Source organism: Yoonia sp. BS5-3 (assembly GCF_038069655.2).
Lineage (GTDB): Bacteria > Pseudomonadota > Alphaproteobacteria > Rhodobacterales > Rhodobacteraceae > Yoonia > Yoonia phaeophyticola.
In genome coordinates, this window is the sequence record NZ_CP150951.2 from 972,719 (window position 1) to 987,922 (window position 15,204).

Sequence of the window (15,204 nt, forward strand, 5' to 3'; positions counted from 1 at the left end):
CGGGTGGCGATCATATTGGCGGAATATGTAGCGAAGGGGGGGACAGGCCACAAGCTGTTATGCGAACAGCAAGGTTCACAAAAAGAAAGAGCGACCCCAAAGGGGCCGCTCTGACGTATTCAGATGTCAGCTTCGCTTAGAATGCGAAAGACAGCTCAACAGTTGTACCTTGTTGCAGGTCATCTGGGCCGATTTCGTCTTCAGCATTGCCAGTTTCGTCTTCAGCATAAGACACCAAGAACGATGCACCGCCGCCAAGGTCGTACTCAGCAGATACGAAGTAGCTTTCGTTCTCGTCTTCGTCGCCAGCATAACCTGCGCCAACAACCAGACCGTTGCCTACATCATAAGAACCTTCGATTTCCCAAATGCCGAAATCCTGATCGTTATCATAGTCGATCGAAGCAGCGATTGGGCCATCGCTGTAAGAAACATTGATACCGTAGTTAGGATCTACGTCGGTCGCAGCTTGCTCGTCCACAAAATAAGCTGTCGCTGTTACCGGACCAAATGGGTAGGCAACTTGAACACCCAAAGACTGCTGATCAGCGTCTGTCTCTTCAGCATAGGCCAAAGTGATCTCTGCGCCGCCGAACGTAGCTACACCGGAGATACCGAAGACTTCGTCATTTACAAAGTCATCGCTACCGTTGACATAGCCACCAGAGGCTTCAGCCTGGTAGCCCAGACCCAGAGTGAAGGACCCGAAAGTCGCGCCGACACCAATAGCTGCCTGCTCCATCTCGCCGTCTTCGTCGTCAGCAACGCCCGACACAGAAACATCTACAGTGCTGGTCGAGAAATCGAAACGCAGAACGGATGAATCGGAACCAGTGGAGAAGCCATCGCCTTCCATATCGCCGGCTGCAGAGAAGTACTTCTCAGCTGCCATGCCAGTGTCACCGAAGAACATGCCGCCGTTCTCAGCTTCCAAAGAGATCACGAAGTCAGAGCTAGACAGCGCCTGACCGAAATCATCTCCGGTAACGCCGTTGTCTTCTGCAACGGTGATTTCAAAATAGGCGCCAGCTGTCAGGCCGTTATCCAGCGCGGCAGTTGCCGTCATGGACAGGTTGCCTTCCCAGTAGAAGCCGTACTCGTTGTCGAACGTGCTGAATGTGTCAATGTAACCAGCATCGCCAGGTGCGACACCGTTTGCATCATCTACGAGAACATTGCTGTCAGTGTCATTGTAACCCAGAGTAGCAGTAAGAGCTGTTGTAATAGATGTGTGACCATCAGCAGCAGCGGCGCCAGCGAAAGCGACCAGAGCTGTTGAGGTAAGGAGGATGCTTTTCATGGATATTTTCCCTCGTGTTTTTGCATTCCCAAGAATACCAGTTTTCCTAGCATTGGCGTATTCCTGCTCCCTCAGCCTTGCACACTCAAGGGAATTGGGCAGGTTTTCGCCCTTCAATGGGAAAATGATGCAACAAGGCCACACCGCGTTTTCGGCCATGACATCGCGCCCAATTCGCTCTATTTCGTGCACAAACCAGCCAATTTCTATGTTTTGTGGAGCTTTCATGCCACTTTCCGACATCCAAGACCGCATCGAAAAAGCGGCGCAAACGGCGAACCGCGATCCGGCTGAGATTACGCTGATCGCGGTCTCCAAGGTCCAGCCCAATGCGCGTGTGCAGGCGATTCTGGATCAAGGGCACCGCGTTTTTGGCGAAAACAAAGTGCAAGAGGCGGCCGGCAAATGGCCTGATTTCCGTCAGCAATATGAACATATTGATTTGCATCTCATCGGCCCCTTGCAAACGAACAAAGCCCGGCAGGCGATGACGTTGGCCCAATCCATTCACAGCCTTGATCGCCCTAAGCTAGCCACAACCATCGCGCGTATTGCACAAGAAACCGGGGCCTGCCCAGATCTGTTTATCCAAGTAAATACAGGCGAAGAGCCGCAAAAGGCGGGTGTGCTGCCCACAGATACCGATAGCTTTGTGGCCGAAGCCCGGGCGCTTGATCTGCCCATCAAGGGGCTGATGTGCATCCCCCCGGTCGATGAAGAACCATCGCTGCATTTCGCCCTGTTGGCCAAGATCGCCGAACGCAACGGGCTTGCTGGGCTGTCGATGGGCATGAGCAGTGACTTTGAACGGGCCATCGCGCTGGGGGCCACACATATCCGCGTCGGCTCTGCCATTTTCGGCGAACGTGTCCCCACGTGACGGACGATTACGCGCCCCCGCAAGAACCGCTGACGATCCTGCATGATGACCACGAGGTGCTCTTGGTCGACAAGCCCAGCGGGCTGTTATCCGTGCCCGGCAAGGGGCCGCATCTGGCCGATTGTCTGATCACCCGGGTGCAAGCAGCCTTTCCAACCGCGCTGCTGGTTCACCGGCTGGATCGGGACACATCGGGGGTGATGATCTTTGCGCTTACGCCGCATGCCCAGCGCCATCTAGGGCTGCAGTTTGAAAAGCGGCAAACCAAGAAAACCTATGTTGCTCGCGTGGTAGGTCGGATGACTGACAAGACCGGCACAGTCGATCTACCGCTGATCGTCGATTGGCCGAACCGACCAAAGCAGATGGTCGACAATGACAACGGTAAACAGGCGATCACGGACTGGCGCATTGTGCGGGCCAATGACGCGGAAACACGGGTGCGGCTGATGCCGCGCACCGGCCGGTCCCATCAATTGCGGGTGCATATGCTGGCAATTGGACACCCGATCCTGGGCGATCCGTTTTATGCGACGGGCGCGACACGCGACCACCCCCGGCTGATGCTACATTCCGAGACCCTGCAATTTCGGCACCCCGATGGGGGGCAAGGAATGCGGATCACCGCAAAGTGCCCGTTTTAGGGCAGAGGCTCGAGCTCTTTTTCCAATTTGGCCCGCAGATGCTCATGTTGGCTGGGTAGTTTCAACGCCTCACCCAAATGGGCTGCGTCCTCATCACGGGCAAAGCCGGGCTCATGCGTAGCGACCTCAAACAAGACGCCGCCGGGCGTGCGGAAATAGATGGCGTGAAAGTAATCCCGGTCGATCACAGGGGTCACACGATAGCCGGTATCCAAAAGCGCCTCGCGCACCTCAAGCTGGCGGGCACGGTTTTCGACCGCGAAAGCAACGTGATGCACTGAACCTGCACCTTGCGCACCGAGCCGGCCATCAGGGCAGACTTCCAAATCAATAATATCTGCCCCATTCCCACCCGGCACCGCCAGGCGCGTGACCGGCCCTTGCTGATCCAGTGTTTCATAACCCATGAATTGCAGCAGCTCTTGATTGGCAGCGATGTCACGCAGGCGCAGATGAACGGAGTGAAACCCGCGTATGGCCATCTCGGCGCTGATCCCATTCCCTGTCCATGGCGTCCGATCGTCATCGGTTGCAATAAGGGCGAACTGATCGCCATCTGGCCCGTCAAAGAGCACGCGGTCCTGTCCAAAGCGGTTGTCTTGCGACAGGTTTTGCACATCAAAAAGGGCCAGCCGGTCAAGCCAGGCCCGTGCGCTGCCCTTTGGAATGCTGAAAGAAACGCGCCCGGCCTCGCCGACACCGGGCTTGGCGCGGCTCGCATGGGGAAACGGGAAATAGGTCATGACTGTACCGGCAGAACCAGACGCATCCCCGTAATATAGATGATACACATCCGGGGCGTCGAAATTCACAGTCTTTTTGATACGGCGTAGCCCCAACACCTGCGTGAAAAACGCATTATTGGCGCTGGCGCTTTGCGCCAAAGAGGTCACGTGATGAAGACCTTTGATCTGGTGCAGCATGATAACTCTCCTATCCGTTTGACAGATAGATAGAGAAATCAGCCGCGCACTAAATACCTGCTGACGCAGAGAATTGGTGCGCGGCTGCACATCAGCTTATTCTGCGGCCCAGCCAGAGATCGCCTTGGCCTCAAGGAACTCTTCAATCCCCCAGATACCGCCCTCACGGGCGCGGCCAGACATCTTCACGCCGCCGAACGGCGATCCTTGCGCGCGTCCCTGACCATTCATCTCAACCATGCCCGAACGCAGGGCCAGTGCCATGCGATTGCGTTTGGCGCCATCCTGGCTTTGGACATAGTTGGTCAGACCGTAGGGCGTGTCATTGGCGATCTCGATCGCTTCTTCTTCGGTCTCAAACGGGATAATTGACAGAACTGGGCCAAAGATCTCTTCGCGGGCGATCCGCATCTGATTGTTCACATCGGCAAATACGGTCGGGCGCACAAAGTACCCGCGATTGACGCTCTCCGGCAGACCAGGACCTCCTGCGATCAGGCGCGCGCCTTCGTCGATGCCCACCTGGATCATCTCTTGGATTTTCTCCCATTGGCTTTTGTTGACAACCGGCCCGATATGGCGGCCTGGCTCGGATGCAGGTCCAACGCCGATATTGCTGGCAACCTCGGCGGCTGTTTCAACGGCCTGATCATAGATCGACCGCTCAACCAGCATCCGTGTCGGAGCGTTACAGGACTGGCCGGAATTGCCCATGCAGTGTATGACACCGCGCTTGACCGCTTTTTCATCGGCATCGGCAAAGATCACATTCGCGCCCTTCCCACCTAATTCAAGCGTGACGCGTTTCAGGGTTTCCGCCGCAACCTTTGAAATCGCCTTGCCTGCCCGGGTTGAGCCGGTAAAGCTGATCATAGCCACATCGTCATGACGGGACAGTTGGCTGCCTACCCCAATGCCATCGCCATTGATCAGATTGAACACACCCCCAGGCACACCCGCATCATGGACAAATTCAGCGAACAGTAGCGATGAAAGCGGCGCCTCTTCCGAAGGTTTCAGCACAATGGTGCAGCCTGCCAAAAGGGCGGGAATAACCTTTAGCGTGACCTGGTTCATCGGCCAGTTCCAAGGGGTGATCAGACCGACAACGCCGATCGGCTCCATTGCGATCCGGTCATGCGGGGCGTGCGGGCCAAGCGGGCGGATCCATTCCACCGCATCAAATGCTTCAAGGAAGCCTTCCAGATGCCAGGGCAGGCATGGGGCCTGACTGCCGCGTGCCATATCAATGGGCGCGCCCATTTCAAGGCTGATCGCCTCGGCCATTTCTTCGGACCGGGCCTCATATTGGGCCAGGATCGCTTTGACATAGGCAGCACGTTCTTCAGGCGGGGTTGCAGCCCAAGCTGGAAAAGCGGCCGATGCCGCCGCAACAGCCGCATCAGTATCTGCTTGATCCCCAAGCGAGATAACGGCGCACGGCTCTTCTGTCGAAGGATCGATCACGTGATGATCGCGTGCCGTAGCGGGGGCAACCCATGCCCCATTGATATAGAAATTGCGGTTCTCGATCATGGCTTCTCTCCGGGTTGATCTGACGGAAGTAGTGGCACTGCAAATTGGCGGGCGCAAGGCACCCATGGCACTTGCCGCAACGTCGGCTTATATAGGCAGCAATACAGCCCAACCAAGGAGCAAATGCATGAGCCTGCGCATCAACGACACTATCCCAAATCTTGAAGTCGAGACAGATCAGGGCACCTTTTCGCTGCATGACTGGATCGGCGACAGTTGGGCAATTCTCTTTTCGCACCCCAAGGACTTTACCCCGGTCTGCACAACGGAATTTGGCGCTGTCGCACAGCTTTCCGATGAATGGGCCAAGCGCGGTACCAAGGTCATCGGCGTCAGCGTTGACGGTGTTGAAGACCACAAAAAATGGAAAGGCGATATTGAGAAAGTGGGCGGCGCGACCGCTGGTTTCCCGATTATTGCCGATACTGGGCTGGAAGTGTCCAAAGCCTTCGACATGCTTCCCGCCGAGGCCTATCTGCCCGATGGTCGCACCCCCGCTGACAGCGCCACGGTCCGTTCGGTCTTTATCATCGGCCCCGATAAACAGCTAAAACTGTCAATGACTTATCCGATGACCGTGGGTCGGAACTTTGCCGAAGTTTTGCGCGCCCTGGACGGCCTGCAAACGTCAACCGGCAAAGGCGTTGCGACCCCTGCGAACTGGAATGTCGGCGATGATGTGATCATTCCTGCAACCGTCAGCAATGAAGATGCGCAGGCCAAATTTGGCGATTTCACAACCGTCCTGCCCTATCTGCGGACGACCAAGCTGAAAGACTAACGGCATAAACCACCGAATAAAGGGGCGCGGCTATCGGATGGCCGCGCCTTGTTTTATTGGGCAATTCTAGCTTGCCCGTGTCATATCCCCGAAAATCGCAGCGCTGTAGTCTTGCAAATAAATCCGCAGCCACGGTGTGTAGCGCGCCGGGTGCCGGGCCACATCGGCGCACAGATCGTAGTAATCGATCCAGCGGATCGCCATCACCTCATCAGGGTTGGGCTGAATCTGCAGATCATGCGGGGCTTCGGCGACATAGACCTGTACCACCTCATGCTCGATCAGCCCATTCCCCACATCGGCCCGATATTCAATTTCATCGCGGTGGAACGGGAAAATGCCTTTTATTCCAAGCTCTTCTTCAAGACGGCGCAAGGCGCAATCGGCCGGGCTTTCATCCCATGCGGGGTGGGTACAACAGCTGTTCGCCCAAAGCCCGGGCGTGTGATACTTCGCCATGGCGCGCTGCTGAATCAAGACCCGGCCCTGATGCATCACAAAAACGCTGACAGCTTTATGTTTCAGCCCGCGTTGATGCGCTTCAAGCTTTTCGACGGGCTTTAAGACGCCGTTTTCCCAGGCCGGGATCATAATTGTCATGATCACCCTTTCCGGCTGCTGATGTCATTTTGCGGCAATCCCATTGCGCGCTCCTTGGCTGATTAATGATCCGTTAAACCACACTCAGCCAGATTTGCACTTGGGCATGGTGACACAGGCAGTGGGTTTTTGCAGTGGTTTTCATATGGCGGTTGCCCGAGGGTGGGAAGCCGCAAAATGCCCGGCAAGATCGCGTAAATATGCCGTACAGAACCTGTACATACAGCCCGGCAAAAACAAGTGGCCCTGACCATCGCGCAAGCAATGGCCATATCCGAGCCCTGCCCATGATGGCCGTCGACATTCACCAGCAACAGCTTTAGGGGAACGGTTACCTAAAACGATTTCGTAGTCCGATGATTCAAACGATCCTCAACTCTTGGAATGACCGGCTGCTGCGCCTGGCCTTTCTGTGCATTTTGCTGATGGGGGCGGCTGTTGCCTCGATCGTGCCGTTCCAGTCCATCATCGGGATTGAGCGACTTGGCCTGTCCGATGCCGCCTATGCTGCGATCTCAATCTTGGGGTCGGGCTTTAGCGTGGCTGCGTCGATCCTGGTGGGGATATTCTCGGACCAGACCGGGCGCTACCGCGAGGTTCTGATCGGATCGATCATCGCTGGATTGCTGGCGGCCTGCTGTATGTTCTTCGTCCCAACACAGGCCAGTTTCATCCTGGTCCATATGGTGCTGTTTCCCATCAGCGCGACGGCTTTCACCCAATACTTTGCCCTTGCCAGCCTGGCAGCCCGCCGCAATAACCGGTTGGACAAGGAATTCAGCCTTTCCATGATCCGGGCCGCCTTTGCCGGTTCATTTGCGCTTACCCCGCCAATATGGGCAATCATCGTGGCGGGCGGCGTTGATCTGCTTGTTGTTTACGGCTTTATCGCAGCGGTGAATGTGCTGGTTCTGGTCATCGTGATCCGCGGATGGCCGCGCGAGAATACATCCCAAACCGAGGAAAAATCTGGCATCAGCCTGTTTGCAGCTTTGGGTGAGCTGGCCGCCTTTCCGCTTTTGATCCGGCTGGTGCTGATTGCTGTGATCGTCGGCATGAACGGGCTTTACAATATCCTTCTTGGTCTCTTGGTCGTGAACAATCTGGGTGGCACCGAATCCGATGTGGGCTGGTTTGCAGGCGGGGTCGCCCTGACAGAAGTCCCCGTGATGTTGATGAGCGCCCTGCTGATCCGTCGTCTGACCCGGCGCGGCGCGATCTTTTTGGGGGCCATGGTCTATGTCGCCTTCCTGATCGCCCTTGCGATGATCCCATCCATGGCCATTGCCTGGTGGCTGATCATTCCTGCCGGGATCGGGGCGGGCATTCTGCTGTCGATCACTGTTGGCTATATTCAGGATCTTGTCGCCCATCGCGCCGGGGCGGGCAGTGCGCTTGTCTCAGTTTCGCATTTTGGTGGCATGATTTTTGCCTCGGTCATTTTGGCGGCTGGATCCGTTGTGACGGACTATGTTGGCATTGCCTTGATCGGTGCTGCGATTGGTTTTGTCGCCGGGCTGTCCTTGTTTGTGATCGACCGGCCAAAGGCAGATATACAGGCTGATACCGCGATCTAGCGGTACCTATTGACCCATAGATATCGCCACGGCGCAACCACCCTCAAACCAAGCACCGTACGGTGCTCTTTTTTGACAAGTTCCCCCTATTCCGTTTGTGTCCTTTGGCACAGCATGTCGTCGGTAAAGCCATACGTTTTTGAAAGGTTGGTCTCATATTTATTGATCGCTGAAAGATGCCGGAGGGGAGTTGGCACATGAATGAGATCCTTATTCCAACAGGGCCGGCTGAGCTTGTCGATCAGATCACAATGGCCCAACACAAGGCCCAGGCCGCAACCGATCCCGTCTGTCATCGGGTTTTGATGCAGCGATTGAACCTCATGCAGCGCGTTGCCGCGCGTGTGCTGCCGCAAGATCAGCCTTTTGGACAATTGCGCGCCGCCATCGTCTCGGCCCGCCATGATCTGATCCAGCTTGAAAGTGATCTGCGCATCTGCGAAGCCCGCGCCGATTTTGATATCGCCTTTGTTGCCCTGGCCCGCGCCTATCTAGAGGCAATGGACACGTTAGAGCACCACAAACGCGCCTTGGATGACCATGCGGGGCCGGGTTTGGAGCCGGACATTTCCCCCGCAGCAGATCATTGATTTCCCGCGCATTTTGGTCGAATTGAGTCTTTAAGCAAGCCTTCATGCCTCATCGACTAACCCTTGTTTCAGGGTGAACAAGAGGTGATGAAATGGGCGCAGGATCAAACGCTCCGATAATTATTAAACGCAAGAAGGTGATTGCCGGTGGCGGTCATCATGGCGGCGCGTGGAAAGTGGCCTATGCGGATTTCGTGACCGCCATGATGGCATTCTTCATGCTGATGTGGTTGCTTAACGCCACCACTGAACAGCAGCGCAAGGGTATTGCTGACTACTTTTCCCCCACTATCCCTCTCGTACGGGTGTCAGGCGGTGGTTCAGGCTCATTCGGGGGCGACAATATCTTTACCCAGGAACAGCTTGCGCAAAGCGGGCGCGGCATCAATCAGCCTACCATCGGCGATGAGCCTGTGACCGCAGAACAGGCCGCCGCAGATGCTGCTGCCGCCGCCCAGGTCGCGGCTTTGCGCGATATTGAAGAAACGCTGATGGGGATTGGCGGGGAATCCATGCTGTCTGAACAGGCGCTTCGCCATATTGTCACCCGCCTGACGGATGAGGGGTTGGTCATCGATATTTTTGACCTTCCCGATGCAACACTTTTTCCACCTAACTCGGCCGAGCCAAACCCCGTTACCGTCGAAGTCGCGCGCATACTGGCCAGCCTGTTTCAAAGTGTCAGTAATGACGTTGCCATTACCGGTCATCTACGTGCCCAATCCGTCGTACGGATCGATAACCCGATTTGGACCTTGTCAACCGAACGCGCATCGCAAATGCGTCAATTGATTGTTGATGGCGGGCTCAGCCCCATGCGTATCGCCCGTCAAACCGGTGCTGGTGATCGCAACCCGGCTGTACGCGATCCAACTGCGCCACGCAATAACCGGCTGGAAGTGATCCTGCTCCGTTCAGATATCTGACCCAAAATAGGTAGGATTTTAGACATTAGCCGGGTGTTAAGCCCTGTTGTTTACGAAGGGGATATCTCAGCGATCTTTGATCCAGAAAGGCTCATTTATGACGATATCCTCTTCCTTGAACGCAAGTGTGGCTGGCTTGGCGGCGAACGCATCGCGGCTCGCTACGATTTCGGACAATATTTCGAACTCATCCACCTATGGCTACAAACGTGCGGTCACCGATTTCGAATCCATGGTGATTGAAAGCGGCCAAGGAACCTATTCGGCAGGCGGTGTGCGGGTCACATCCTCGCGGTTGATTGATGAACGCGGTGCCCTGGTATCAACGTCGAACCCCACTGATCTTGCCGTGCGAGGCCGCGGTATGCTGCCCGTCACGACCGAGGCATCTGTCGCCATCGACAATGGTGAAAACCCGCTATTCCTAACAACGACCGGTTCATTCCGCACTGATGCGCAGGGTTATCTACGCAGCCCTGGCGGCATGGTGCTTTTGGGTGTTCCTGCCGAACCTGACGGCACCATCCCGAATTATCCGCGTGATTCTGTTGATGGCCTTGTGCCCATCCAGATCAATGCAAACCAATTTGCAGGTGAACCGACGACAAATATCGACCTGTCAGTGAACTTGCCCGCCACCTCAACCCGCGAAGGCGCAGCTGGCGATGCCGAGACCCTGTCGATCGAATATTTCGACAACCTTGGCGCCTCTTCCAACCTGCTGTTTACCTTCACGCCGACTGTTCCAGCGACTGGCGCCTCAAATGAATGGACGATGGTTATTCAAGACAGCGAATCGGATGTCGATGCAGATGACGTGCCCGATATTATCGGTGAATACACCCTGACATTTGACGATTCCCGCGGGGGTGGCGGGACATTGGCCTCGGTCGACTTCTCCGACCCGCTTGCCCCTGTCGGCGGAGCTTATGATACCACATCCGGGGTGATCACAGTCGACGTCAATGGTGGGCCGATGGACATCAATATTGGTGAGCTGGGCAGTTCGCTTGGCCTGACCCAATTGTCGGATGCATTTGCGCCCGTCGCCATTTCCAAGAACGGCACGCCCGTTGGCAGCCTGACATCCATCGAGGTAGATGAAAACGGGTTTGTCCGGGCCTCATTTGATATCGGGATTAACCGGGTGCTTTATCAAATCCCGCTAGTCGACGTTCCCAATGTGAACGGTCTCGAGACGCTTGATCAGCAGGTTTACAGCGTCACACCGGACAGCGGCACATTCTTTATGTGGGATGCCGGTGACGGACCGACCGGGGATATCGTGGGTTACGCGCGCGAAGAATCTGCGACTGATGTCGCCGGTGAGTTGACCGAGTTGATCCAGACACAGCGCGCTTATTCGTCAAACGCCAAAGTTATCCAGACGGTAGATGAAATGCTGCAGGAAACCACAAACATCAAACGTTAACCCATTAGCTGGATGATCACAGGATGAGTATTTCAAGCGCCCTCAATAATGCGATGTCTGGCTTGACTGCCAATGCGCGTATGACAGAAGTGACATCGAACAATCTGTCAAATGTCCTGACGGATGGTTACGCCCAAAGGTCAGTTGATTTATCACCCGCGCTTTTGGGGGGCGTGAATATTGATGGCATCAACAGATTTGTTGATGCGGGTCTTTTGGCTGATCGGCGCCTGTCGGATGCCGCCTTGCAAGGTCAAGACCGAAGCACAAGTATGCTCATCCGGCTAGAACAATCCCTTGGTGATGCAGAAGATCTGGCTAGTATCGGATCCCGCCTTGCAGCGTTTGAAAATGCGCTGATCAGCGCAAGCAGTGATCCAGCTTCTGAAACGCGGCTGAACGCTGTCGTTTCACGGCTCGGTGACCTGACGACGACACTTCAGGCGAACACAAGGACAGTTCAGGAGTTGCGGCAAGAAGCAGATGCCGCAATCGCACGTGACATCGAGGTCCTGAACACATCCTTGCAGCAGGTCGAGGACATGAATGCAGATATCCTGCGCCTCAAATCAACAGGGAACGACCCATCGTCGCTCATTGATGCGCGTCAACAGGTTGTCGACCAGATTGCAGGTATTGTCCCAATCCGTGAATTGCCCCGTGATAACGGGACAATCGCGTTGATGACAACAACCGGTACAACTTTGGTCGATGGCAGACGCGTTGAATTCGAATTTACGCGCACACCGACGATCACTGCGGACATGACCCTTGCGTCGGGTGCGTTGGGCGCAATCATGGTCGATGGTGAAGCGCTGGATTTGGCCACAGGCATAGGGCGACTTGATGGCGGATCGCTTGGCGCTGCGTTCGCGTTGCGCGACGGAACTCTCGTCGATGTTCAGGCCGGGCTTGATGAAATTGCCGTCGATCTGGTCGCGCGTTTCGAAGATCCCGCCAACGATCCGACACTGACAGCAGGTGATTTGGGCTTGCTCACAGACGAAGGTGGTACACTCGATCTGGCCGATACAGTTGGGCTGGCTGGGCGGATCGGCATTAATGCCGCGGTGGATCCGGATGTCGGTGGGGACGTCACGTTACTGCGCGATGGATTAAATGCGGTTGCTGCCGGACCGGTCGGGGACAGTACCCAACTGAATCGCTGGATCGAGGCACTTGATGTCTCGCGCAATGATCTGCCGGGCAGCGCCTTGCAAAGTGCCGCAGGGCGAACCGCATCCTTTACTTCGCAATTGGGCGCAACCCGTTTGGCGGCTGAGGAACAGCTCAGCTTCACATCAGCCCGTTGGGACACATTACGCGAGGCCGAGCTTGCCAATGGTGTCGACACGGACCTTGAACTGCAGATGTTACTGCGCGTCGAACAGGCCTACGCGGCCAACGCACGCGTCATCCAGACCGTCGATTCAATGATGCAACGCCTCATGGAGATTTAGAATATGCCAGTGCTATCAGTGGGCGACATGGCCCAGCAATTCATCTCTATGCGTAACAGCAGTACGATCAAAACTGAACTTGCTGACCTAGCGGAAAGCATGTCTTCGGGACGGGTGACAGATGTAACACGCACCCTGAATGGAGATACGGTTCGGCTGTCTGGTCTGGTTTATTCACTGTCTCAATTGGACGGCTATCAACAAGCAGTCACGGAAACCACGCAGATATTGGCGGGTATGCAGGCCGTTCTGGGGCAAGTTGATACGATGCGCGCAGATACGGCCGAGCAACTACTGTTGGTCAGCGACGAGAGTACTCTATCTCAGGTTAACGAGGCCGCGCGCGCTGCGCGCGATAGGTTCGGCGAAATGGTGACGGTGCTCAATACCCAAATTGCAGATCGGGCACTGATGAGCGGCACCAGCGTGGACAGCCAATCACTCGCGAATCCAGAAGACATGTTAGCGGATATGCAAACCGCTATTGGTGGCGCAACAGATTTCGCGACAATTGAGGCTGCCATCGACACCTGGTTCGACGACCCTGCCGGAGGGTTTGCGACAATGGGTTATCAGGGGGACACCGGCGCGATTGCACAGCGACGTGTCTCAGACACAAATACGGTCAGACTTGATGCACGCGCTGATGATCCCGCGATCAAGGAGACGCTGAAAGGCGCTGCAATGGCCGCAATGGCAAACGATCTAACGGGCCTCGACCAAGCAACAAAAGCAACCCTGTTAAAAGAGGCAGGCGCGGCTTTGTTCACAGCTTCAAGTGAATTGATCGGTGTCAGAACCCGTATCGGCGCAGCGGAAGCAGAAGTTGCGCAAACTGAAACTGAAATGAACGCGCAACGGACATCATTCGAAATCGCGCGTAGCAACCTAGTCGCAGCAGACCCGTTTGATACGGCTTCACGACTGCAAAGCGTCCAATTGCAACTGGAAACCCATTACAGCGTGACGGCCCGATTGTCTCAGCTCAGCTTGTTGAGGTACATTTGATGAAGTTTCGTTTGTTTTTAGCTGCGCTCTTGTTTGTCATTCCTGCCATAGGGCACGCAACACCTATCCGCATAAAGGATTTGGTCGAATTTGATGGTGTGCGTTCAAATGACCTGGTTGGCTACGGTTTGGTCGTTGGCTTGAATGGCACTGGCGATGGATTGCGAAATTCGCCATTTACCGAAGAAATCCTTAGCAACATTTTGGAACGCTTAGGTGTCAACGTGACAGGTGAGCAGTTCCGTCCCAACAACGTGGCTGCAGTTTTGGTGACAGCAAGTCTGCCGCCATTTGCACGCGCGGGCAGTCCAATTGACGTGACGGTTTCGGCCATCGGCGATGCCAATAGTCTTTTGGGGGGCACCCTGATCATGACGCCGCTGAACGCGGCCGATGGTGACATTTACGCGGTGGCGCAGGGCACGATCATCGCTGGGGGTGCTTCGGCAACCGGGGATGGAGCATCCGTTGTGCAGGGGGTGCCAACCTCTGGCGTTATCCCATCTGGTGCAACTGTTGAGCGCGAGGTCGCCTTTGACTTCACCGAAATGACGACGCTTAGACTGGCGCTGCGCACGCCCGACTTCACGACGGCGGGGCGCATCGAGCAGGCTATTAATCTAAACTTTGAACGAGTTGTCGCCGTTATGTTGGATGCAGGCACTGTCGAATTGAACATTGCTGCGACGCGCATGCCGTCACCTGCACATGCAATGGGGCGTATTGAAAACATTCTGGTCGAACCAGAACGCCGCGCGCGGGTCGTTGTTGACCAACGCTCGGGGACGATCGTCATGGGTGAGGATGTCAGAATAAGCCGGGTGGCTGTCAGTCAGGGAAACCTGACGCTGCGTATTCAAGAAACACCGTTGGTTTCACAACCCAATCCGTTTGCGCCTGGCGAAACGGTCATCGTGCCTCGGACTGATGCGGCATTGATTGATGAACCTGGCATCGGGTTGGCCGAGGTGCCGGAGGGCACATCACTGAGCGAAGTTGTCGCGGGTTTGAACGCGCTCGGTGTTGCGCCACGTGATATGATTGACATTTTGAAGAGCATCAAGGCGAGCGGTGCCTTGCATGCAGAGTTCATTGTCAGATGATATGTATCGAAGCCTAATTCGAGATGGTCCGGGAGTGGGTATAGACAAGACCGGGATTTCTATGAAATTTGGGGGCACCAATAACAACGCGTTCGGCACGCTATGAAAGTGGGCGAGGCGATCTTAGGCCTGCAGCGCGTGACCGACGATGGATGTCCCTTTTTGTTCCGTTGTGTTTAAGGCCTGAAACTGTGCCCGGTGGGACTCTTCCTTCTTTGCCGAGGTGTCCGCCCCTCAGAACACTTGGCCCTAGTCGGAAGATTCAGGCCCCTTAATCACCTGATTTGGGCCCATGACGCGTTGGCTCGCTCAAGAAACACCGAGGGTTAGCGAGATGACATTGCCGCTTAGCGACAATTTTGAGGATGGCGCCGTGAGGCACCTGGGTTAAAACTTGGATTTTGGCCTAGGTTCAGAACCCATTCATCTTGCACCGCCAGTTTG

Annotated in this window: 14 protein-coding genes; 10 read left to right on the forward strand and 4 right to left on the reverse strand. The window is 55.6% G+C overall.

The genetic code is table 11. From position 1 onward, the window contains the following. Positions 1 to 136: 136 nt before the first annotated feature. Positions 137 to 1,528, reverse strand: coding sequence for a porin (locus tag AABB29_RS04980; protein ID WP_341367991.1), 1,392 nt, complete (start codon positions 1,526 to 1,528; stop codon positions 137 to 139). Between AABB29_RS04980 and AABB29_RS04985 the strand changes: the two genes are divergently transcribed. Both AABB29_RS04985 and AABB29_RS04990 read left to right on the forward strand, forming a co-directional pair. Beyond that, complete coding sequence (locus tag AABB29_RS04985; protein ID WP_341367990.1) at positions 1,527 to 2,180, forward strand: YggS family pyridoxal phosphate-dependent enzyme; 654 nt, start codon at positions 1,527 to 1,529, stop codon at positions 2,178 to 2,180. The two genes, AABB29_RS04980 and AABB29_RS04985, sit on opposite strands and share 2 nt — an antisense overlap. Continuing rightward, positions 2,177 to 2,824, forward strand: a complete 648-nt coding sequence (locus AABB29_RS04990) for an RluA family pseudouridine synthase (protein WP_341367989.1) — start codon at positions 2,177 to 2,179, stop codon at positions 2,822 to 2,824. The genes AABB29_RS04985 and AABB29_RS04990 overlap by 4 nt, the downstream gene beginning before the upstream one ends. Here AABB29_RS04990 and AABB29_RS04995 read toward each other — a convergent pair. Then, positions 2,821 to 3,747 carry a ring-cleaving dioxygenase gene (locus tag AABB29_RS04995; protein WP_341367988.1) on the reverse strand — a complete coding sequence of 309 codons (927 nt, stop codon included), beginning with the start codon at positions 3,745 to 3,747 and terminating at the stop codon, positions 2,821 to 2,823. The two genes, AABB29_RS04990 and AABB29_RS04995, sit on opposite strands and share 4 nt — an antisense overlap. 96 nt (positions 3,748 to 3,843) lie before the next feature. Next, positions 3,844 to 5,283, reverse strand: coding sequence for an aldehyde dehydrogenase family protein (locus tag AABB29_RS05000; RefSeq protein WP_341367987.1), 1,440 nt, complete (start codon positions 5,281 to 5,283; stop codon positions 3,844 to 3,846). Positions 5,284 to 5,410: 127 nt separating this feature from the next. Here AABB29_RS05000 and AABB29_RS05005 point away from each other — a divergent pair, with 127 nt between their 5' ends. Continuing rightward, positions 5,411 to 6,064, forward strand: coding sequence for a peroxiredoxin (locus AABB29_RS05005; protein WP_341367986.1), 654 nt, complete (start codon positions 5,411 to 5,413; stop codon positions 6,062 to 6,064). A 66-nt stretch (positions 6,065 to 6,130) separates the two neighbouring features. Here the strand turns inward: AABB29_RS05005 and idi are convergent, their stop codons facing one another. Next, positions 6,131 to 6,664, reverse strand: coding sequence for an isopentenyl-diphosphate Delta-isomerase (gene idi / locus AABB29_RS05010; RefSeq protein WP_341367985.1), 534 nt, complete (start codon positions 6,662 to 6,664; stop codon positions 6,131 to 6,133). A gap of 356 nt (positions 6,665 to 7,020) precedes the next feature. Here idi and AABB29_RS05015 point away from each other — a divergent pair, with 356 nt between their 5' ends. From AABB29_RS05015 to AABB29_RS05045, 7 genes are all read left to right on the forward strand, one after another. Then, positions 7,021 to 8,241, forward strand: coding sequence for an MFS transporter (locus tag AABB29_RS05015; RefSeq protein ID WP_341367984.1), 1,221 nt, complete (start codon positions 7,021 to 7,023; stop codon positions 8,239 to 8,241). A gap of 197 nt (positions 8,242 to 8,438) precedes the next feature. Further along, positions 8,439 to 8,831 (forward strand): hypothetical protein, encoded by a 393-nt coding sequence (locus AABB29_RS05020; protein ID WP_373636805.1) that lies wholly within the window; start codon positions 8,439 to 8,441, stop codon positions 8,829 to 8,831. A gap of 92 nt (positions 8,832 to 8,923) precedes the next feature. Continuing rightward, a complete protein-coding gene (locus AABB29_RS05025; protein WP_341367982.1) occupies positions 8,924 to 9,757 on the forward strand; it encodes a flagellar motor protein MotB in 834 nt (277 codons plus the stop codon). 97 nt (positions 9,758 to 9,854) lie between these two features. Further along, positions 9,855 to 11,189, forward strand: coding sequence for a flagellar hook-basal body complex protein (locus AABB29_RS05030; RefSeq protein ID WP_341367981.1), 1,335 nt, complete (start codon positions 9,855 to 9,857; stop codon positions 11,187 to 11,189). Between the two features lie 23 nt (positions 11,190 to 11,212). Next, on the forward strand, positions 11,213 to 12,649 hold the full coding sequence (gene flgK, locus AABB29_RS05035) for a flagellar hook-associated protein FlgK (protein WP_341367980.1): 1,437 nt from the start codon (positions 11,213 to 11,215) through the stop codon (positions 12,647 to 12,649). Positions 12,650 to 12,652: 3 nt separating this feature from the next. Then, on the forward strand, positions 12,653 to 13,657 hold the full coding sequence (locus AABB29_RS05040; RefSeq protein ID WP_341367979.1) for a flagellin: 1,005 nt from the start codon (positions 12,653 to 12,655) through the stop codon (positions 13,655 to 13,657). Beyond that, positions 13,657 to 14,760: a flagellar basal body P-ring protein FlgI gene (locus AABB29_RS05045; RefSeq protein ID WP_341367978.1), complete on the forward strand. Its 1,104-nt coding sequence runs from the start codon at positions 13,657 to 13,659 to the stop codon at positions 14,758 to 14,760. Before AABB29_RS05040 ends, AABB29_RS05045 begins: the two co-directional genes overlap by 1 nt. Positions 14,761 to 15,204: the final 444 nt, after the last annotated feature.

What these genes read in the sequence shown, in the direction of transcription:
- AABB29_RS05025 (WP_341367982.1), top strand. Translation starts at nt 8,924, where the DNA reads ATGGGCGCAGGATCAAACGCTCCGATAATTATTAAACGCAAGAAGGTG.
- AABB29_RS04995 (WP_341367988.1), bottom strand. Translation starts at nt 3,747, where the DNA reads ATGCTGCACCAGATCAAAGGTCTTCATCACGTGACCTCTTTGGCGCAA.
- AABB29_RS05040 (WP_341367979.1), top strand. Translation starts at nt 12,653, where the DNA reads ATGCCAGTGCTATCAGTGGGCGACATGGCCCAGCAATTCATCTCTATG.
- idi (WP_341367985.1), bottom strand. Translation starts at nt 6,664, where the DNA reads ATGACAATTATGATCCCGGCCTGGGAAAACGGCGTCTTAAAGCCCGTC.
- AABB29_RS05015 (WP_341367984.1), top strand. Translation starts at nt 7,021, where the DNA reads ATGATTCAAACGATCCTCAACTCTTGGAATGACCGGCTGCTGCGCCTG.
- AABB29_RS05030 (WP_341367981.1), top strand. Translation starts at nt 9,855, where the DNA reads ATGACGATATCCTCTTCCTTGAACGCAAGTGTGGCTGGCTTGGCGGCG.
- AABB29_RS04980 (WP_341367991.1), bottom strand. Translation starts at nt 1,528, where the DNA reads ATGAAAGCTCCACAAAACATAGAAATTGGCTGGTTTGTGCACGAAATA.
- AABB29_RS05020 (WP_373636805.1), top strand. Translation starts at nt 8,439, where the DNA reads ATGAATGAGATCCTTATTCCAACAGGGCCGGCTGAGCTTGTCGATCAG.
- AABB29_RS05000 (WP_341367987.1), bottom strand. Translation starts at nt 5,283, where the DNA reads ATGATCGAGAACCGCAATTTCTATATCAATGGGGCATGGGTTGCCCCC.
- AABB29_RS05005 (WP_341367986.1), top strand. Translation starts at nt 5,411, where the DNA reads ATGAGCCTGCGCATCAACGACACTATCCCAAATCTTGAAGTCGAGACA.
- AABB29_RS05045 (WP_341367978.1), top strand. Translation starts at nt 13,657, where the DNA reads ATGAAGTTTCGTTTGTTTTTAGCTGCGCTCTTGTTTGTCATTCCTGCC.
- AABB29_RS04985 (WP_341367990.1), top strand. Translation starts at nt 1,527, where the DNA reads ATGCCACTTTCCGACATCCAAGACCGCATCGAAAAAGCGGCGCAAACG.
- flgK (WP_341367980.1), top strand. Translation starts at nt 11,213, where the DNA reads ATGAGTATTTCAAGCGCCCTCAATAATGCGATGTCTGGCTTGACTGCC.